Source organism: Ottowia caeni (assembly GCF_050821495.1).
GTDB classification, from domain to species: domain Bacteria; phylum Pseudomonadota; class Gammaproteobacteria; order Burkholderiales; family Burkholderiaceae_C; genus Ottowia; species Ottowia caeni.
In genome coordinates this window covers 415413-435947 of record NZ_CP151080.1, presented here as the reverse complement: position 1 = coordinate 435947, position 20535 = coordinate 415413, and the positions used below count along the sequence as shown (strand labels likewise).

The window sequence follows — 20535 nt, the reverse complement described above, 5'->3', positions numbered from 1 at the left end:
CGCGATGATGACAACCCAGGAAAATGACCTGCTGTGCCGCGTGGAAGGTGAAGCTCCCATGGGCAAACTGATGCGCCAGCATTGGACACCCGTATGCCTCATTGAGGAAGTGTTGGAACGCGACGGCGATCCGGTGAAGGCCCGCATCTATGGCGAGGATCTTGTGGTGTTCCGGGACTCAGACGGCAAGGTAGGTGTGCTCGATGAAAAGTGTCCGCACCGCCGGGCATCACTCGTTTACGGGCGCAATGAAGAAGGCGGCCTACGCTGCCTCTACCATGGCTGGAAGATGGATACTTCCGGCAATGTGCTGGAGATGGTTTCCGAGCCCGCCAGCAGCGGATTTGCAGAGAAAGTCAAGCACAAAGCCTATCCGACGAAAGAGTGGGGAGGCTTCGTCTGGGCCTGGTTTGGCGCCGCTGATTCAGCTCCTGAATTCGTGCCCCCACCTTGGGCGCCCACAGCTGATACGCGTGTTTCCGTCGCGAAGGTGATCCTTCCGTGCAACTGGGCGCAGGTTCTTGAAGGTGCCATCGACTCCGCGCACAGCTCCAGTCTGCATTCTTCGGACATGGTTCCTGCTCGCGTAGAAGGTGCCAAGGCAACCGATCACAACTGGCTCAGGCCTTCGACCGACAAGGCTCCGCGCATGCAAGTTCAGCGCGGCTCCTACGGGTTCCGCTACGCGGCCATTCGTCGGCCAATCAAGGACGCCGCCACACACGAGTATGTCCGCTCGACTGTTTTCGTCGCTCCGTTTTCAGTACTTATTCCGCCGAACAACCTGTACAACGTAGCGAACGTGAATGTTCCGGTAGACGATGTCACCACAGCGTTTTACTTCATTGCCTGGGGCCACCCCAGCAAGACTCCGGAAACCGCCACCTGGCGAGTTTTCCTGCGACAGACCGTGGGCATTGATCTCGACGATCGGTATCGGCCGCTGCGCAACGAAGAAAACCGCTTCTGGCAAGACCGTCAGGCCATGAAAGCGGGCAACTTCACCGGAATCAAAGGTTTCCCGAATCAGGATGTGGCGATGTGGCTCAGCATGGGGCCGATCGCGGATCGCTCGCATGACCGCCTAGGCGCAAGCGATCTTGCCATCGTGGAGTTTCGCAAACAGATGCTGGAAGCGGTGCGCGCAGTTGAAGCCGGTAAACCGGCCATTGGCACAGGCGACGCAGCCATCCCCAACTCCGTGTGTGCATACCAAGCGGTGGTTCCAAAGACAATCGATTGGCGGGCGCATGATGTACGCTACGTTTGGCTGGACGAAGCAAGCCACCCCTCAGAAACTGAACCTTCCTACTCAGTCAACCAACAATGAGCAAACTTCGACTTTCGGTCGCCATGGGCGACTATGACCGCACACGAGCCCTGTTGGACGGACGCGTACAGATCGACGGCGTGGACCCCGTTTACATGGCGCTCTATCCGGAAGAAATGTTCTTTCGGGCCATGCGTAACGAAGAGTTCGACATCTGCGAATTGTCGTTCTCAAGCTATACAGTCAAAACAGCCAAGGACGATTGCCCATATGTGGCGGTGCCGGTGTTTCTTTCCCGTGCATTTCGGCATACGTCGATCTACGTGCGCAAGGACCGCATCAAGAAGCCGGAGGATCTAAAGGGAAAGCGTATTGGTCTTCCCGAGTATCAACTGAGCGCAAACGTATGGGCAAGAGGTTTCCTGCAAGACGATTACGGCGTCAGACCTGAAGATGTCACGTGGGTACGCGGCGGCATCGAAACTCCGGGTCGTCCCGAAAAGATCGCGCTTCAGTTGCCACCCGGTGTCAGACTCGAATCTGCGCCGGAAGGTGTCACGATCTCTGAGATGCTTGATCGCGGCGACATCGATGCGTTCATGGCGCCAAGGCCGCCTAGCGCACACGTATTGAACAACCCGAATGTGGGCTGGTTGTTCGATGACCCTACGGGGGTCGCGAAAGACTACTATCGCAGAACTAACGTCTTCCCCATCATGCACGTGGTGGGTATACGCAAAACGATTGCCGAGGCTCACCCCTGGCTGCCCGGCGCTGTGTTCAAAGCGTTCTCCCAATCGAAGGCGGCTGCACTGGAAGCTCTGTCAGACACTTCTGCCACCAAAGTCACCTTGCCATTCGTCGAGGAACAGCTTAAAGCTGCACGGGAAACCATGGGCGAAGATTACTGGTCCTATGGCGTTGCGCCCAACCGCAAGACGATCGAGACCTTCCTGAGGTATCACTTCTCGCAGGGCCTATCAGCCAGGCAGCTCTCGGTCGACCAGGTGTTCCATCCCGCTACGTATGAGAGCTATGCGATCTAACACGGCATTACTCGGAATCTAAGCCTGCTTGCGGCTCTCGTTGATCGGGAGCCGTTTTACTTTTCACTGTGCAAATCGCGGAAGAGCCGGCTCCGCCAAAGATTGCCAGCTTTATCAGGTTGCGCTCACATCAAAGCGACTTGACCTCATACCGCAACCTCAGCACCTCGGACGGTCCTCGCAGGTTGAGTTGAGCGCAGCGAAGCCCCACATGACAAAGCTCGCAAGGACGCGCAGAATAGCTGGATTTCTCTGCTTTCAATCCCGCGCAAAGTCGAATAAGGGATAGTCTGCTTCAAGCCTCACGTAAAGTCTCGACGTGTGGAGGCTCGCCTCCGTTCTGGCTGAACAAATCTCGGATCACTCCTCGTAGCCAGCGGTTACCCGCATCATCGTGGTTGCGCTCATGCCAGAACTGCTTAACTTCAAAGCTCGGCGCGGCGAAAGGTAATTGCACCATCTTGACGCCCGATACCGTTGCTGAATACCTGATCACCGCGCTCGGCAGTGTTGCAATGAGATCACTGGCCTGTACCACTGCGGGCACCACAAGAAAGTGAGGAACGCGCAAGGCCACTCTCCGCGTGAGCTTGTGCGTGGTGAGATACTGCTCGATCAGGGTGGTTGTGGAAGTTTGGTGCGAGATCGTGCTGTATCGCGACCCTCCGGGCTCCGTAAGCACATGCAACTCCTGCTCGAACTGAGTTAAGGAAAGACGTGTGCGAACCCGGGGATGATTTTCACGCACCAGGCAAACATAGCTATCGGAAAATAGTCGCTGCTGATAGAAGCCCGCACCCAAATTGGGAAGAAAGCCAATCGCCAAGTCAGCCTCCCCCGAGAGGAAAGCCTGAGCATAAGACTCACGCGGCAACTGCAGCACGCGAATGTTCACCCCCGTGGCGATACTGCTGACTTTCGCCATGAGCCGAGGCAAATAGATCATCTCGCCAATGTCGCTCATCAGAATCTGGAAAGTGCGCTGACACGACTGTGGATTGAAACCCTCATCGGCACTTATCGCGCCGGACAGTAACCGCAAACCCTCTCTCACAGACGGAGCAATGCGAATCGCGTACTCAGTCGGCAGCATGCCTTTGGGAACGCGCACGAACAGTGGGTCACCGGTGAGTTTTCGCAGCTTGGCGAGCGAGTGGCTCATGGCAGGCTGAGACAGGCCAAGGCGGAAGCCAGCTCGTGTGAGATTGCCGTCGGTCATCAAAGCATCGAACACGTTCAGCAAATTGAGGTCGAACTTTTCTTCATCCATGGCACGAATAGTCTAAATGAATGCCATCGATTGGATGAAACAAGAAGCCACCATAGCATCGTGGTCTACAAGAGGAAAGACAAGCAATGACACGCGAAGCTAAAGAAATTCGATCCGATATGGGCTGGAGTGACACCACCCGTATCCGTGTTCAGGGTATGGACCTGATGCAAGACATCATGGGCAAGCTCAATCTAGGTGACTTCGCCTTCCTGGAGATACAAAAGCGGCTCCCTACCCCGTCCGAATCCATTGTGTTCAATGCCATGCTCGCCACCTTGGTCGAGCACGGCATGACCCCCATGGCGATCGCCACCCGGCTTACTTACCTGGGCGCGCCAGAATCTCTGCAAGGGGCCGTGGCTTCAGGTTTATTGGGGATGGGTACGACCTTCGCAGGCACTGCAGAGGGTGCCGCTCGCATTCTGCAAGAGGCGCTCTGCGGCGATGCCGCCAGCACGCCAGATTCGGAACTCCCCGCCATGGCAGAAGCCATCGTGAAACGACTGCGCGATACACGCCAACCCATCCCGGGAATCGGGCACAACATACATAAGCCAGTGGACCCACGGGCTACCAGATTGTTTGAGCTCGCGAGCAAGAACGGGATCTCTGGCAAGCATGTGAAGCTCATGAATCACATCGCTGCAGCAGCCGAGCGGGCGTTGAACAAGCCAGGCCAGTTACCTGTCAATGCAACAGGGGCACTTGGTGCACTGGCCTCTGAAATGGCGATACCTTGGAAGTTGTGCCGTGGGCTAGCAGTCATAGGTCGGTCAATCGGACTCGTAGGCCACATAGCCGAGGAACTCCGCAACCCGATCGCGCGAGAAATCTGGGAACGCACCGAGCACGATGCGTCCTCTCACGTGCAGTACTGAGGAACAGAAGCACCATGAGTTCCATGCAAGACTTTGGATTATCTGAAGAGCAGCGTCTCATTCGAGACAACGTGGCCGCGTTGGCTCGAGAGCGGTTTGCCCCTGGTGCGGCAAGCGCAGACAAAAACTACAGACCACCCGTAGAGAACATTAAAGTTCTGGCAGAGCATGGCTACACCGGACTTTTCATGCCCAGCGAACACGGCGGCGCCGGTTTGGGCCTCATGGAGAACGTTCTCGTAGCCGAACAATTGGCTCGTGCATGCGCCAATACAGCCATGCTTTTTTCTTGCACGGATGGCGCTACGCCCAGAGCCATCTTAGGGCTTGCGAATCCCGCACAAAAACAAAGATACCTTCCCGCGATTGTCAAAGGAGATCTGCTCACGGCGTGGAGTATGTCGGAGTCGAATGCAGGCTCCGATGTAGGAAACGTGCAATGCCGTGCGCATCTTGAAGGCGACACGTTTGTCGTCAATGGCAGCAAATTGTGGTGCACGGCGGCCCAGGTGTCCCACCTCTTCCTTGTACTTGTAAGACTCAGCGACGAGCCCGGCATGAAGGGCGTGGGAGCTCTCTTGATTGACCGCGAGACCCCAGGCTTCACGGTGGGCAACCACCTGGATCTGCTGGGTCTTCGCGGTACGGGAATGGCTGAATTGGTCTTTGACAATTGCCGCGTGCCCGCCGAGAACCTACTCCTAGGCGCGGGGCGCATGCGGGATCTGTTCGCGGTGCTTGATGCCGACCGTCTTTCAGGCAACCCCACCGTCTGCCTGGGCGTGGCGCAATCCGCGTTTGAAGCGATCGTCGGGCATCTGAAAGAGCGCGTGCAATTTGGCAAACCACTCGCAGAGCAGCAAGGTCTGCAGTGGAAGCTCGCCGACATGGCGATTGATATTGAAGCCGCTCGTGCTCTACTGTATCGCGCAGCCATGCGAGTAGATGCTGGCCAGGGGAGTGTGGCAGACACCTCAATCACCAAAGCCTTCGTCAATCAGATGGCAGTGCGTGTGACGAACGAAGCAATGCAACTCGCAGGCGCATACGGACTGTCGGAAGAGTATCCGTACGAGAGGCACTTCAGGGACGTGCGTGGCATGTCAATCGGCTACGGCACCGTCGAGATTCACAAAAGTTCAATCGCCCGGGAAGCGATTGCAGGCCGCTATAGCGTTTAAGGAGAAAGCATGACAGCGCAATATGAGTCCATCCAGGCGAACGATGGTCGTAGCTTCCAGGCATATGTCAGCCAACCCGCGGTACCCAATGGGCATGCCGTGATCGTGCTTCAGGAAATATTCGGCGTCACGAAACACGTGCGCGGCATCGCCGACAGATTCGCTGAAGATGGCTATCTGGCTTATGCACCCGACTTATTCTGGCGCCTGGAGCCCGGCGTGGAACTGAGTCACTCCAAGGAAGACATGCAGAAGGCCTTCGGCTTCGTAGAGCGTTATCGTGACGAGGATGGCCTGGAAGATATCAGCGCCACCGCGAAACATATCCGAAGCCGTGCTGGCGTCTCAGGCAAGGTGGCAGCCGCCGGGATGTGCCTGGGCGGCAAGCTCGCATACTTGGCCGCGGGACTAAAGGAGGTGGATGCAGCTGTGAGCTACTACGGCGTAGGCATCGAAAAACGCCTGGAGGCAGCCACAAACTTATGCCGCCCCCTGATGATGCATTTTGGCGGAGAGGATCCGTACGTGAGCACACCAGTACGGGAGCAAATCCTCTCGGCACTGAAGGACAGAAATGTAGAAACACATGTGTACCCGGATGCAAATCATGGTTTCTACACGAGGGGAACTCAGGCCGACATCGACTTGGCACGCGAACGCACCAACACATTCCTGAGGCATGCGCTCGGCGCCTGAAGGCCCTCCGATGGACAGCACATCCTTCGATACGCTTGCGGTCGGTTCGCGCTGGCGCAGCTCCGGCCGCACCCTGACTGAAGCCGAACTCACGCAGTCATGCATGACAAGCGGCGACTGGCATCCGATACATGCCGACGCAATTTACTCCGCAAGCACCCCGCGCGGTCAACGCATCTTCCAGGGCACTTATGGCGTGCATGTGGCCGTGGGCATGGCCACACCATTTCCAGCTCTGGCTGAAAACGTGATTGCGGCCCTGGGCATGTCGGAGTGGCGATATGAAGCGCCTCTTTTCGTAGGAGACACGGTTCACGTCGAGGTGGAAATCGTGGACAAACGCTACACGTCGGATGGCACACGCGGCGTGATCAAAAAGCGTATCCGACTTTTGCGACACGATGGTCGGCTGGTCCAGCAAGGTGTGGTTGAGAGCTTGGTTAAGACTCAAGCATTGAAGGATGTTGGATGATCATAGGCGACTTCATTGAGCGCAATGCACGAAGTTTCGGCAGCGAGACTGCTCTCTGGTTCGAGGGCCGCACCCTAACGCACCGCGCATTTGCTGATCGTGTAAAACGACTGGTGAACGCACTCGCTGCACGCGGCCATGCGCGGCAGGATCGCATCGCGGTACTTTCGCGCAACTGCCCAGAATACCTGGAGGTATATGGTGCAGCCGGCCTTGGAGGCTACGTTGGAGTCGGCATCAATTACCGTCTCTCGACGCTGGAGCAGGCAGCCATACTGCAAGATGCGCAGCCAGCCATCCTCATGTTCGAGATGGAGTACATCGAACGCGTAAAGGAGTTGCGCCAAGAGCTTCCCAAAGATGTGTTGTTCGCGTGTTTCGATCACCAGCCGGAAGCCGGCGAATGGTACATCGGTTACGAAACACTCATCTCCGAAGCGGTCCCTGAGCCACTGGCATTGCGAGCTCAGGAAGACGATACGTTCCTTTTGATTTATACCAGCGGCACTACTGGCGTACCCAAGGGGGTCATGCTAGGCAACGAGGGGCAGCTGGAACAAGCTCGCACACAGGCCCTGAGCCATTCGGCCACATCTCAAGACCGAATGCTGATCGTGATGCCGTTCTACCACATCGGCGGACCGACCGAGCTCTTAACGTATATGGTCGCCGGTGCCACGATCGTGCTGCACCGACAGTTTGATGCCAACGCGATTCTGTCCAGCATTGCGGAGCAGCGCGTAACCTCGGCTCACCTGGCGCCCACCATGATCACCATGATGTTGGACGTGCAGGAAGTCACACCGTACGACCTCTCCAGCCTTCACACAGTCTGCTACGCCTCAGCGCCTATGTCCGTGGCTCTTTCGATCCGTGCGCGGAAAGTATTCGGGCCCATTTTCATGCAAATCTACGGTATGACCGAGGCTGGCTTGGGCACTACGTTACTAAAGCACCAGCACATGCCAGAAGGCAGTGCCAAAGAGCGTGGGCGACTAGCCTCAGCAGGCCAGCCCTACTTGGGCACAGATCTTCGCATCATGAACGACGACGGCAGCGAGTGCAAAACTGGCGAGGTGGGCGAAGTCTGTCTTCGATCCAAATCGGTCATGCAAGGTTACTGGCGCAAGCCGGACGCAACTGCTCAGGCATTAAGAGACGGATTGCTGCATACCGGGGATATGGGCTACCTGGACGATGACAACTTCCTCTTCATAGTCGATCGCAAAAAAGACATGATCATCTCAGGTGGCGAGAACATCTACTCTCGAGAGGTGGAGGAAGCGCTTCTGATGCACCCTGCAGTAGCAGAGGTGGCTGTCATTGGAGTTCCCGATCCAAAGTGGGGTGAAAGTGTGCTGGCCGCAGTGGTTCTGAGGTCTGGCCTTGAGGCCGATCAGGTGACGCTCGACGCCCATTGCAAGGAGCTCATCGCAGGCTACAAACGCCCTCGGTTTTATCAATTCCTTGATGCGATGCCACGCGTACCAAGCACCAACAAAATCGACAAGCGCGCATTACGCGCCCCGCACTGGCAGAACCAGACGCGGATGGTTTCTTGACGCAATCAAAAAGGAGACAGGTATGCTGAAAATTCGACGAGCCATGGTCGTTACCGGTTTAGCCACCACATTAGCCCTCACCGCGGGTTGGAGCTACGCTCAGGAGGTTTTCCCGAGCAAGCCGATGAAAATCATCGTCCCCTTCCCTCCTGGGGGCTTGGCTGACAACTTGGTCCGCGGCATGGCACAAGAACTTACCTCCGCTTGGGGCCAGCCAGTGGTGGTCGAGAACAAGCCGGGCGCGAACACGATCATCGCCGCGCAAGCAACAGCGAGAGCGCCGGCAGATGGGTACACCCTCCTGATGGCGAACGACCCGACGGTGTCGATGAACCAATACCTCTACTCCAAGTTGCCATACGATCCAGTGGCGGACTTGGTACCCGTTATCAACGTCGCCGAGACCCTGGAAGTCCTGGTGGTCGGACCCGCCTTCAAGGGCAATACACTTTCCGATTTGCTCGCAGAAGCCAAAGCAAAGCCTGGCACTGTGACTTATGGGACCTACGGGCCTGGTAGCAAAGCCCACATTGATGCCGAATCGTTCGCCAAGATCGCAGGCGTAAAACTCTTGCACGTGCCGTACAAGGGCGTGGCGGACGTGGTTCCAGCTCTGCTGAGCGGGCAGGTACAGATGGCCTTTACCGGTGTACCGCCGGTGGCGCAAATCGTCAAAAGCGGCAAACTACGCGCAATCGCTATCGCCGCGCCCAAACGATCTTCCATGCTGTCAGAGGTGCCTACTTTCGCAGAGGTAGGGCTACAAAATTTTCACTCCAGTGCCTGGTTCGGTCTGGTGGCGCCTACCGGCACCCCGCGTGCACGTATCGAAAAGATCGCGCAAACCGTATCTCGAATCATAGTGACGCCAGAGTTTCAGCAGAAGTACATCACCGGTGTCGGCCTGGAGCTTCTGAATCAGGGGCCTGATCAATTCGCCGAGCACCTGAAAAAAGACCGAGCGATGTATGGAGCCTACATCAATGAACTCGGAATCAAACTAGATTGAGCAGACGCAATGAATACTTTTATTACACGCCGCGACGCCATTGCGGTCACGCTTGCCTGCTGTACTGCGCCAGTACTGGCCCAAGAGACTTGGCCCACCCGTCCAGTAAAACTGGTGGTCGCTTTCGCTCCTGGAGGAACCATAGACCTCGTGTCCCGCCATCTGGCAGAACGCCTAACACAACTCCTTGGACAGCCCGTCGTGGTGGAAAATAAGCCTGGCGCCGGAGGCAACCTCGCTACTGAGCAAGTTCTGCACATGCAGCCCGACGGATATAGCCTGGTGGTGGGAGGAAGCCCGACGCATGCAGTGAACCCACACCTTTTCAAGCTGTCGTACGATCCGATTGCCGACATGACTCCGGTCGCCTTGCTCGGCACCGCGCCCAACCTCCTGGTAGTCAATCCATCGTTGCCGGTGCAGACGTTGCAAGACCTTGTGAAACTTGCCCGCAGCAAGCCGGGAGAACTGGCTTTTTCCTCAGCTGGCAACGGCACCAGCGGCCACTTAGCTGGCGAACTGTTCGCCCGACAGGCGGGTCTGAAGCTGCAGCACGTTCCCTACAAAGGTCAGTCCGATGCCATTAGTGGCGTCATTCGTGGCGACGTGGCGCTCGCCTTCGTAACTGTCGCCGGTACACTCCAGATGGCTCAGGCAGGTCGACTGAAGGCCATCGCCATCACCAGCAAGCAGCGCAGTCCACTCGCACCAGACATCCCTACCGCGGTCGAATCGGGGTACCCCGATTTCGAAGTGCTCGCTTGGTACAGCGTCGCCGGACCAAAGGGGTTGCCACCACAAGTTATGAGCCGACTCACGCAATCCATCGAACGTGTGATGCGTGAACCTCAAACAGTCGAGAAGTTAAGGAGCCTGGGCACTGAGGCGACCTTCCTCGCGGGCCCGCCGCTTGTAGAGTTCATGAAGCGTGACTCGACCCGATGGGGACGAGTAGTGCAAGAGGCCGGCATCAGCCGTAACTAGCATGCGTCTAGTACGCAGCAGCTTTCACACCTACCACCTGCCGTACTCACGGCCAGTGAAGTGGAGCGACATCGTTGAGGAAGGCGGCAGCTTCCTGCTGCTCCGTTTGGAATCTGAAGAGGGCCACGTCGGCGTCGCCGAGATGGTGACAAAGCCGACCTGGACCGGCTTCGGCATGCAAAGTCTCGCAGCCGCTGTGAGCGAAGTGCTGTTGCCCCGCTTGTCAGGCGCTGATATTTCTGACGAAACGCAGGTCGCTGCAAAGCTGCAAGCCATCCCTGGTATGCATGCACCGAAAGCTTTGTTGGACAACGCTCTGTGGGATCTGCGGGCCGCAGCGCAGGCAGATCCCTTATGGCGTAATTGGGGCGGTGTGTCACGAGTACCAGTCTCCTACACCGTAACCCGTCAAGCACCTGATTTGATGGCACGCCAGGCTGCACAGATGGTGGATCGCTATGGCTTCAACGTACTCAAAATCAAAGGTGGTCAAGGAGTAGAGCAGGACCTGTCCGCGCTGCGCGCCTTGAGAGCTGCGGTTGGCGACAACGTCGGCTTTTACGTGGACGCTAATAGCGCATACTCAACCGGAGTAGCGCAGGACTATGCACGCGCCATGTTTGATGCCGGCGCACGCGTGGTGGAAGACCCGTGCGCCCTACTGCCGAACCATGACTTCGCCATGCTTCAGTCGGCACTTCCCGGCCCACTTTTGGTGGACTTCAACTGCTGGGGTGTCGATGATATGCGTCAGTTCATGGCATCAGGTGCGCGCGCATTCAGCCTCAAACCGGGCCGGTTGGGGCTATCGGCCACGCGTGCCATGCGCAGGATCGCACAAGACGCGCAGGCAACTACCGTAACAGGAATGTTTGGAGAAAGCGCACTAGGCACTTGGCAGGCACTCGCGCTGGCCTCCACATTAGGCCACCTCAGCCTACCGGCTGAAGTCACTTGGTTCCTGGAGATGCGGGAACAAGTTTTAGCTGACATCCCACGCATCCAGGGTGGTGCCATCGATATGCCAGTCTGGTCCAGTGCGGCTGAACGGGTGGATTGGCAGCGTGTGCAGCGCCTGCGTAGCGCACCCGTCGTGGAAAAAAATCATTCATAAAGGAGACAAGAGCATGCAGAAGAATCTGACGCGCAGAAACGTATTGGCAGCTGCCGCCCTCGGACTCACACTGCCCACTGTTCGTGCGCAAGCCTGGCCGTCACGGCCTATTCGCTTCATCGTTCCCTATCCTCCGGGCGGCGGAACCGATATCGTCGCACGCATGTTGGCACAAAAGATGACGCAGTCATTAGGCCAGCCGGTAGTAGTGGAAAACAAACCCGGTGCCAGCACCATCATAGGCACTGATTTGATGGCAAAGGCACCAGCCGACGGACACACCTTCGCGCTGATTACAGACTCACACGCGATCAATCCGACGTTCTTCCCAAATCTACCCTATGACTCACTGAAGGACTTTGCCTTCATCAGTCAACTGGTTTACACGCCACTGATGATGGTGGCTCATCCGTCTCTGAAGGCAAAGAATCTGCGTGACTTCATCGCGCTAGCCAAATCCCAGCCGGGCCGCATCAACTACGCCTCTATCGGCAACGGTACGCCGCACCATCTTTCCATGGAGTGGTTCCGCTCGATGGCTGGTGTCGAACTGACTCACGTGCCCTACAAGGGCGTAGCGCCCGCCCTGGCTGATGTGGTTGCCGGCCACGCTCAGGTGATGTTTACCGGAACATCCTCCGCCGCCCCTTACGTTGCTGATGGTCGTTTGATAGCACTGGGAGTTTCCAGTGCCAAGCGTCAGCCCGCGTTCCCGGATGTGCCCTCTGTGTCAGAAGTACTCCCCCAGTTCGACTTCATGACTTGGTACGGAACCGCTGCCCCTGGCAACACACCGCCAGAAATCGTACAGCGCCTCTCACGCGAGATCGCCAACGCATTAGCCATGCCTGACGTAAAAGATCGCCTCGCAAAGCTGGGGGTAGAAGGAGCACCGTCAAGCCCCGAGGCTTTTCGCACTTTCATGGGTCAACAAATTGAGGTACTTAGAAAAATGGTTCAAGTCACAGGCGTGAAAGCAGAGTGAGAACTGCATGACGGAGAATGACAACCAGGTTCTTTCAGGGCTTCGGGTCCTTGACTTCGGCAACTTCATCACAGCCCCTTATGCTGCGATGCTGCTAGCCGAGATGGGGGCCGACGTGGTGAAGGTGGAGCGCCCCGGTGCAGGCGACCCGTTCCGCGCATTCGCTGGTGGCCTCTACAGCTCGCACTTCCAGGCTCACAACCGCAACAAGCGAAGCATTGCTCTGGAGCATGCTTCGCCCGGAGCGGCCGCCGCGCTGGAGGCGCTCTTAAAGGGAGCTGACGTCCTTCTGCTGAACGTGCGTCCTGAGGTGGAAAAGAGGCTGGGACTAGACTACGAACGAGTTCATGCAATAAACCCGCAACTGGTGTACTGCAGCATTACCGGTTATGGCGCCAGTGGTCCTTACAAAGGCCGGGCTGCCTACGATAACGTAGGACAGTCGCTCTCCGGTTGGCTTTCCATGTTCCATCAGGGAGCGGACGCCCGTGTGCCGGGCCCAGCAGTTTCCGACGCGGTCACTGGCATGTTCGCCGCCATGGGTATTCTCGGCGCACTTCACGAACGTGCGCGAACCGGCCAGGGACGCAAGGTCGAAGTGAGCATGCTCGAATCCATGATCGCCTTCGCCACCGAGCCCCTAGGAAAAGTATTGCAGACCGGTGAGTCGCTTGGTTTCTATGCACGCGCCGCTTCCTCGCAGTCGTTTGTTGTCACGTGCGCCGACGGATTGCGAATCGGCCTGCATCTGTCTTCGCCCACCAAGTTCTGGGAAGGCCTGGTGAGCGCCATCTCCGCGCCCGAACTACTGACGAAGTACCCAGACCGGACAAGCCGCGTGCAAGGATATGACGAGCTTGCGGCCGATCTCGCACGCATTTTCTCTACCAGACCGCGTTCCGACTGGCTGACGCTGCTTGAAGATAACGATGTGCCGTTTGCTCCCGAGCGACGCCTGGAGGAATTGAATGAGGATCCTCAGGTGAAGCATCTCGGAGTGTTCTACGAGCTTCAGCACCCTCAGCAAGGCACAGTGCGCGCCGCGCACAGGCCTATGCGCTTCGACGGTGATCAACGCAGCAACTTCCGTCCACCGCCAGTGCTAGGTGAGCACACGCGAGAAGTACTTAGAGAAGCTGGGCTGGAAACCGCCGAGATAGAGCGACTCGCCGCTGAAGGGCTGATAGCATGAATTTCGCCTTTGAACCCGAACTGCTGATGTTGCGCGATTCGGTACGCCGCTTCGTGCAGGAAGAGTTGATGCCGCTGGAGGCGCAGTATGCGAACGAGCCGGACATTCCCGACGATATTCGCGCTCGCCTGCAGGCTCGCGCCCAGGAGCTGGGATTCTGGGCTTTTGACCTACCCGAGGAACATGGAGGCGGCGGAATCGGATACCTTGGAATGTGTCTCGTTTTTGAAGAGCTGGGCAAGTGCAATGCGCCTTCATTCCGAGCGCAGACAGTCCTCACACCCTACCTCGGCCCAGTACTTTTCCACTGCACGCCGGCGCAGAAGCAAAAGTACCTCTACCCAGTGGTGAAGGGAGAGAAACGCACCTGCTTTGCACTCACCGAGCCCAACGGAGGCTCCGACCCTTCAGGCATGCGCACCCGTGCAGTCCGCGAGGGAGACCACTACCGAATCAATGGTTCCAAGATCTTCATCACGAGCGCCGACAAAGCAGACTTCGTGCAGTTGTTCGCCCGAACCGTAGAGGATGGTCAGGACAGGGGAGTATCTTGCTTCCTGATCGACAAGGGCACACCAGGCCTGCGCCTGGGACAGAGCTTTGAACTCATGAGCCCCGATCGGCCGTGGGAGCTTGTGTTCGAGGACGTAGTGGTGCCATCCGCACAGCTTGTTGGCGGGAATGGCAAAGGATGGGAGTTGGCGCGCGAGTTTCTGGATGTCGGCCGCCTGATCCACGGCCCGAAGTCCATCGGAAGGGCCGAGCGAGCACTCCAGCTAGCGGTGGATCATGCCAACCAGCGGACCACTTTCGGACAGCCACTAGCCAAGCGACAAGCAATCCAGTGGATGATTGCAGATTCAGCGACTGAACTGAATGCGGCTCGCCTTATGGTTTATCACGCAGCCTGGAAAGCAGACCAAGGTATGGATTTTCACGTCGAAGCGGCTCAAGTGAAACTCTACGCCGATGAGATGTACATGCGAGTCGTGGACCGTGCGATCCAAATCCATGGCGGAATCGGCCTCTCACGTGAACTTCCATTGGAGTTGATGTACCGTGACGCGCGCAGCCGCCTCATCACAGAAGGTTCTTCAGAAATGCAACGCATGATCATCGCGTCGGATACGCTGTCCGGCCGATCAAGCCTTAATAGACTGAACTTGGAAGGCTAAGAACTTATCCGTAAATAATTGATAATGCGCTCTATGCGCGATCCCCGCGTGTGGAGTGAAGATGGCAAAGGCAAAAGCATGGGAAGTCACGGATGAATTCTGGAGTCGGGTTGAACCACTGATTCCAGTGCGCCAGCGACCTGCGGATCAGACTTGCACGCGAAAGAGTGGCGGTGGTCGCAAGCCAAAGGATCCCCGCCTGGTGTTTGAAGCCATTGTGTTTGTTCTGCGCACGGGCTGCCAGTGGAAAGCACTGCCGTCAGAGCGTTTCGGCAGTGCAAGCGCCATCCATGCCCGCTTTCTGCAATGGGAGGCCGCTGGGGTGTTTGAGGCGTTGTGGAAATCTGGTCTTGCCGAGTACGACGAGCTTGAAGGGATCGCCTGGCGCTGGCAGAGCATTGACGGGGCGATGATGAAAGCGCCAATGGCGCAACAAAGCGTAGACCCCAATCCGACGGATCGGGGAAAAAATGGGAGCAAGCGCCATTTGCTGGTGGACGGGCGTGGCGTCCCGTTGTCGCTCGTCGTGACCGGAGCCAACCGGCATGACGTCTCCCAACTGGAGGCCGTACTCGATGGCATCATGGTTGAGCGCCCCAGTCCGCCTATCAGGCGACACAAACACTTGTGCGCCGATGCAGGTTATACCGGGGCTCCAGCACTGAAAGTGATTGAGGAACATGGCTACATACCCCACGTCAAAGGCCGGGGGCAAGAGGCCAATGAACTCAGACGCGCTCCCCGGAGTTCGACACTTTGCCCCTCTTTTAGACCATTTTCCCGGGGTCCGGGTGTTAAGAATCAAGGACTTGCGCGTAAATTTCTGAATTTTCTGTAGTGGCAATCTTTTATGGTGTTGGTGTTGGCAATATTTTTGATTTGTCCTGCACTGTGGAGCACCATGTTCGTCAAGCTCACCCGCTCGGGCGGCCACACTTACGCTCAGTTGATGGAGTCCTTCCGGGACGCCAGCGGCACGCCGCGCCAGCGCACCGTCACCACGCTTGGGCGTGTGGATGAGAACGGCGGCCAAGTCGATGCGGTGCTCGCCACGCTGCTGCGGGCCAAGGGCCGCAGCGCGGACGTGGCCACTCCTCAGATCAAGTTCGAATCGGCTTTGGCTCTGGGTGATGTCTGGGCGCTCGATCAACTCTGGCGTGAGTTGGGCTTCGATGCCCTGGCTGGCGTATTCCGCCGGGCTCGCTACACCACTGCGGTGGAGCAAGCCATCCGCGTGATGGTCTTCAACCGTCTGTGCGATGCCGATTCCAAGCTGGGTGCACTTCGCTGGTTGCAGACCGTCTCGATGCCCGGGGTAGAGCCCAGCAAGATCACTCATCAGCACCTGCTGCGCAGCATGGATGCCCTGATCGATCACCAGGGAGCGGTCGATGATTGCGTGGCCCACCTGCTGCGACCGCTGATCGATGACGAGCTTTCGGTGGTGTTCTACGATTTGACCACCATCCGAAGCGAAGGCCTGAGTGTTCAGCAGGGCGATGTGCGCCACTTCGGCATGTCCAAGGAGGGCGGCATTGCACGGCAGTTCCTGCTGGGCGTGGTGCAGACTGCCGACGGCATGCCGATCTACCACGAGGTGTTTGATGGCCATACGGCCGAGGCGCCGACGATGCTGCCCACCGTGCGCAAGGTGCTGGCGCGCTACCCGCACATTCGCCGCCTGGTGATGGTGGCCGACCGGGGCTTGCTGTCGGTGGATAACCTGGCCGAGCTCACCCGCATCAGCCTGCCCAGTGGGCAGCCCCTGGAGTTCATCCTGGCCGTGCCGGGTCGCCGGTATGGCGAGTTCGCCGAACTGCTTGAACCCTTACATGCCCAGGCGCAGGCGCACAGCAGCGAGACGATCACGCAAGCGAAGTGGGAAGGCCACCGCCTAGTGGTGGCGCACGACCCCGTGCGTGCGCAGGAGCAGACTGCCCTTCGCGCGACGCGCATTGCGGCGCTGCAGGCGCGGGCTGAGCAGTTGGCTGGCAAGCTCGACGGGCAGGATGCGGGGGAGGTTCACCGCGGGCGCAAGCTCAGTGACTCCGGGGCCAAGGCGCGCTTCTTTCACGAAGTGGCCGAGGCTCATCTGACCAAGATCGTCAAGGTCGATCTGAAGTCTGAGCTCTTCACTTACGAGATTGATGCCAAGGCCTTGGCCCGGGCGCAAATGATGGATGGCAAGCTGCTGTTGGTCACCAACGTGGCTGACCTCAGTCCTGCCGAGATTGTGCAGCGCTACAAGAGTCTGGCCGACATCGAGCGCGGCTTCAGAGTGCTGAAGTCCGAGATCGAGATTGCGCCGGTGTACCACCGGTTGCCCGAGCGCATCCGTGCGCACGCCAGCATCTGTTTCATGGCCTTGATTCTGTACCGCGTGATGCGCCAGCGTCTGAAGGCCGCTGGCCACAGTGCGTCACCCGAGATGGCCCTGGCGCAACTGCGGCGCATTCAGCGGCAAAGCGTGTCAATCAACGAAGGCGTGCCCATCGCCGGCATCTCCACCATCCACCGAGACCAGGCCAGCGTGCTGGCCGCTCTGAACGTCAGGAGCCCTAACCCAGACACCCAGTTAAGCCTCTTGTAGTGGCAAGATGAGAACGGTTTCTAAGGAAATCAAACACTTACAGCGCTTCGTGTCGAACTCGGGCGCCCAAACCATGAAGCCCCCCCCGGCGGAAGATTTCATGCCTTTCCGATCGTCATGCGTGACCGCCTCCCACAGCAAGCCGAACGCGTGCTCTTGACCACAGTTGCGCGGTTGCCGTTGGTCTATATGGACACAAACCCGAAAACAGCTGAGAACTGCGGAAGTCAGTTTGACGACGGCCCCAAGAGCTGATTCATAATTGTCAGCGAACTTCATTCGGCGAACCGCATACTTGCGACATGCATTTTGTCCTCAAATGAATTCAGACTCCATTTCGTGAAGCTACGCTATTGGCACGACCGCCAGCAAGGTGCCTTCACGGACGATATATCCCCCTCTCTCTCAGGGATTCGAGTGCTTCGTCAAGATCCTCCAAGTCAACTGGGGAAGCAACAGATGCAGCATCGGGTAGCCCCAAATCTCCGTTTCCTCGCATTGACTGATGAGCATTCTCGACCAGCCAATCTTTCATTGGAACGCTCTCCACACGAAGCTCCGCAATCAACGGGTTGGTCATATCGAAGTCAGCTCGCTCCCCATCCCCATCAAGCTTCAAAATATCAGCCCCCTGATTAATTAAATATTGCGCCAACTCCCGATGTCCGCCCCTGAGTGCGTACATATAAGGCGTGTAACCATGCGAATACGCCGCATCCAACGTAAGTTTCAATTCCCGCCTGAAGTGCCGATTCATAGATTTCGAAATATCACCTGAGTCGCCGTTAGGAAACAGCAGGCCCCGCACCATCGCTCTTACCGCAGGCAGGTTTCCGCTACGGCAGGCGATGGCAAATGGGGAAATAGGTTCCGCACCGCCATCTTCGCCTTCAACAGTCTCTGGCTTAAAATTGATGCGCTCATGCACAGTGGGACCCTTGACCGGAAAACGACCGTCCCAGTCAAGAAGCTCCCGCTCAGAACGCGGATAAAAACCTTCAGAGTCAGCATTTCCATGGTGCAGCAATTTCGCAACCACCGCCTCACCAGCAAACTGCGCCCCAGCGCGCAGCAATCTATCGTACAGCCGCGCACCTTCTGAAGTGTTGATTGGAGGCAAGAATTGCAATAATCTGCGCAACACCTCTACAGAATCAAGCTGCACGGCAAGGTCGACAACTGAGGATCCGAATTTGTCGACGAGAGCGATATCAAATGAATGTGGAACAGGCCCCTTTGATGACACATTTGCCGGTGACGTGGTGAGAGTGGACTCCTTCTTCTCAGAATAGGTATTCATCAGCCACTCCAGCGCAGCGCGATTGCTACATTGATGAAAAATAGTTAAGCCATCCCGCTGTTTCCTCTCAAAATCCTGCACTTCTAGAAGGTCTTTCAGGATCTCCAATCTACCTATATCACCGGATTGTAGTGAGCGCTGAACTTCATTCTCCCCATAAACATTTAGCGCAAAAACTCTTGCTCTTCTGAGCTCCCGGATCACATCATCATTTTTGAGCTCCAGCGCGAGCCTAATAGCGCTCTTTCCTCCTACTTCCCAATCGATTGATTCAAGAGATCCCAACAATCCCGCATACACTTTGACTGAATTTGCGCACCCCTTCCTCACCGCGGCATTCAAATGCGCTGCAATTGAAATATCATCTGATTGCCCGATAACACTCAAAATAAGTGCAGCGATTTCCGATTGACCTTTCTGTGCAGCGTAATGTAAGTTCTTCTCTGAAAGATGGTCTTTTAACTGAGAAGCTATCGATGGCGCAGCTGCCGGATCAGCCTCGAGAAGCAAAGCATGGATCAGCTCGTCGGAGTTATATATTGGATAGTGTTTCATAAATAATGAAACGACCTCCACCCCCTCCCCACGGGCTGCCTTGAGCATGGCACCGCCAATTTCCTCCATGTTGAAGGATCTTTTCGCAGACGATCCCGCTGTTCTTTCAAAAATGAAACGCGCAGCATCTAACTGATTTGTTGCCAGCGCAGTTTTCATTATGAGGGTTGTTGCCCTCTTCGCAAATTTCACCCCTCCACTGCGCAGATTCTCCGGATCCATCATCTCTGCCAGAACGTCGACATCTCCCCTGAAAGCCGCGGCTTCCAATGAGACGAAATAAGCATCCCTGATCCGCCCCTCATGCTTGAGTGAGCTTCGCACATTTGCCAACATGCTCTGCAAGCATTCAATATCACCACCATGGGCTGCGCCGATCAACGCAACACCATGATAATCAGTATCACGCGTATATGCGCACAGATGCTGCGCGACATCCAAATGTCCTGCTCGAGCGGCACTGTATATAGTGCATATAAAATTTACCATCTGTTCTGGTGTAATACTGTGATCAGGCGCGATCATTTTCCTCATCAGGAAAGATACAATCTCTACCTGACCGCTAATTCCAGCCATCCGCAAGGATGTCATATCGTCCCCAGAATTTTTCGCACCGGCTATATCATCCTTTTCCGCAAAAGCAGCCGCAAATATTTTCACCCTGTGAAGATTACCAGCCGCGACTGCTGCGAAAAACTCCTCTTTCACTTCGTTGGCAGTCTTTGAATACACTTCCAACCAATCTCTGGTGTTAGACGGAAAAACGAACCAACTGTGTACCAGGTCCAATAGCGAAAGCTCTTTATGGAGCGCCAAATCTTGGCCAAGCTTACTCATCCCAACCGCGATCTGACGCTCGGGACCAGTTCCGTTGGTAGCGGGAACAGTGTTTTTAGGATGTTGAAGAATCTCTCCGTCAACGGTAAGTCCTAAATGAGGGTGAAATTGAACATTGTTCATAGTGTCCTTAATTCGAAGGCCAGGCTTCGTTGCGATTTAAGTCACGGGAAACAGTACGAAATAGGGTCACATCGGTAATTAGGAACGGAGCTGTGACTTCGATGATGAATTCACGTTCCTGCTAAACGGCGGCATTGCTCCGTTGCGATAACCACAACAGGGATTTCAGGTTTGGTTTCCGCCAATCCATCTGCGGATCCACTAAATGTGACCGTTGGCTAGTGGAATGCTGCGCTGTCGCGTATATCGCAGGGGCAGCATCATCGGCTTGACGGTACGACGTGCTCAAAAAA

At 56.7% G+C, this 20535-nt stretch carries 16 protein-coding genes and 1 pseudogene; 15 read left to right on the top strand and 2 right to left on the bottom strand.

Features of this window, described 5'->3' with window-relative positions:
• Positions 1 to 4 precede the first annotated feature (4 nt).
• Positions 5 to 1330, top strand: coding sequence for a Rieske 2Fe-2S domain-containing protein (locus tag AAAK34_RS02090; protein ID WP_231696524.1), 1326 nt, complete (start codon positions 5 to 7; stop codon positions 1328 to 1330).
• Positions 1327 to 2316 (top strand): PhnD/SsuA/transferrin family substrate-binding protein, encoded by a 990-nt coding sequence (locus AAAK34_RS02085; RefSeq protein ID WP_231696523.1) that lies wholly within the window; start codon positions 1327 to 1329, stop codon positions 2314 to 2316. Before AAAK34_RS02090 ends, AAAK34_RS02085 begins: the two co-directional genes overlap by 4 nt.
• A 295-nt stretch (positions 2317 to 2611) precedes the next feature.
• On the opposite strand, the gene AAAK34_RS02080 is transcribed toward AAAK34_RS02085, so the two are convergent.
• Positions 2612 to 3586, bottom strand: coding sequence for a LysR family transcriptional regulator (locus AAAK34_RS02080; protein WP_231696522.1), 975 nt, complete (start codon positions 3584 to 3586; stop codon positions 2612 to 2614).
• A gap of 86 nt (positions 3587 to 3672) precedes the next feature.
• Between AAAK34_RS02080 and AAAK34_RS02075 the strand changes: the two genes are divergently transcribed.
• The 13 genes and pseudogenes from AAAK34_RS02075 (at position 3673) to AAAK34_RS02015 (ending at position 17427) form a co-directional block, all read left to right on the top strand.
• On the top strand, positions 3673 to 4467 hold the full coding sequence (locus tag AAAK34_RS02075; RefSeq protein ID WP_231696521.1) for a citryl-CoA lyase: 795 nt from the start codon (positions 3673 to 3675) through the stop codon (positions 4465 to 4467).
• A gap of 14 nt (positions 4468 to 4481) precedes the next feature.
• Positions 4482 to 5648 carry an acyl-CoA dehydrogenase family protein gene (locus AAAK34_RS02070; protein ID WP_231696520.1) on the top strand — a complete coding sequence of 389 codons (1167 nt, stop codon included), beginning with the start codon at positions 4482 to 4484 and terminating at the stop codon, positions 5646 to 5648.
• A 9-nt stretch (positions 5649 to 5657) separates the two neighbouring features.
• Positions 5658 to 6344 (top strand): dienelactone hydrolase family protein, encoded by a 687-nt coding sequence (locus AAAK34_RS02065; RefSeq protein ID WP_231696519.1) that lies wholly within the window; start codon positions 5658 to 5660, stop codon positions 6342 to 6344.
• Between the two features lie 10 nt (positions 6345 to 6354).
• Entirely contained in the window at positions 6355 to 6816 is a 462-nt protein-coding gene (locus AAAK34_RS02060; RefSeq protein ID WP_231696518.1) for a MaoC/PaaZ C-terminal domain-containing protein, read from the top strand.
• On the top strand, positions 6813 to 8378 hold the full coding sequence (locus AAAK34_RS02055) for an AMP-binding protein (RefSeq protein WP_231696517.1): 1566 nt from the start codon (positions 6813 to 6815) through the stop codon (positions 8376 to 8378). Before AAAK34_RS02060 ends, AAAK34_RS02055 begins: the two co-directional genes overlap by 4 nt.
• 22 nt (positions 8379 to 8400) lie before the next feature.
• The gene (locus tag AAAK34_RS02050) at positions 8401 to 9387 is read left to right on the top strand and encodes a tripartite tricarboxylate transporter substrate binding protein (RefSeq protein WP_231696516.1); all 987 of its coding nucleotides are present in this window, start codon (positions 8401 to 8403) and stop codon (positions 9385 to 9387) included.
• A 9-nt stretch (positions 9388 to 9396) separates the two neighbouring features.
• Positions 9397 to 10371, top strand: a complete 975-nt coding sequence (locus AAAK34_RS02045; protein ID WP_231696515.1) for a tripartite tricarboxylate transporter substrate binding protein — start codon at positions 9397 to 9399, stop codon at positions 10369 to 10371.
• 1 nt (position 10372) lies between these two features.
• Positions 10373 to 11485 (top strand): enolase C-terminal domain-like protein, encoded by a 1113-nt coding sequence (locus AAAK34_RS02040; RefSeq protein ID WP_231696514.1) that lies wholly within the window; start codon positions 10373 to 10375, stop codon positions 11483 to 11485.
• A gap of 13 nt (positions 11486 to 11498) precedes the next feature.
• The gene (locus tag AAAK34_RS02035; protein ID WP_231696513.1) at positions 11499 to 12470 is read left to right on the top strand and encodes a tripartite tricarboxylate transporter substrate binding protein; all 972 of its coding nucleotides are present in this window, start codon (positions 11499 to 11501) and stop codon (positions 12468 to 12470) included.
• 7 nt (positions 12471 to 12477) lie between these two features.
• Positions 12478 to 13662 (top strand): CaiB/BaiF CoA transferase family protein, encoded by a 1185-nt coding sequence (locus AAAK34_RS02030; RefSeq protein ID WP_231696512.1) that lies wholly within the window; start codon positions 12478 to 12480, stop codon positions 13660 to 13662.
• Entirely contained in the window at positions 13659 to 14837 is a 1179-nt protein-coding gene (locus AAAK34_RS02025; RefSeq protein WP_231696511.1) for an acyl-CoA dehydrogenase family protein, read from the top strand. The genes AAAK34_RS02030 and AAAK34_RS02025 overlap by 4 nt, the downstream gene beginning before the upstream one ends.
• A gap of 61 nt (positions 14838 to 14898) precedes the next feature.
• Positions 14899 to 15579 (top strand): annotated as a pseudogene (locus AAAK34_RS02020) (IS5 family transposase); the annotation flags it as partial.
• Between the two features lie 159 nt (positions 15580 to 15738).
• Positions 15739 to 17427: an IS1634 family transposase gene (locus tag AAAK34_RS02015; RefSeq protein WP_431777687.1), complete on the top strand. Its 1689-nt coding sequence runs from the start codon at positions 15739 to 15741 to the stop codon at positions 17425 to 17427.
• 379 nt (positions 17428 to 17806) lie between these two features.
• Here AAAK34_RS02015 and AAAK34_RS02010 read toward each other — a convergent pair whose 3' ends face one another.
• Positions 17807 to 20242, bottom strand: coding sequence for an ankyrin repeat domain-containing protein (locus tag AAAK34_RS02010; protein WP_231697935.1), 2436 nt, complete (start codon positions 20240 to 20242; stop codon positions 17807 to 17809).
• Between the last annotated feature and the right edge of the window lie 293 nt (positions 20243 to 20535).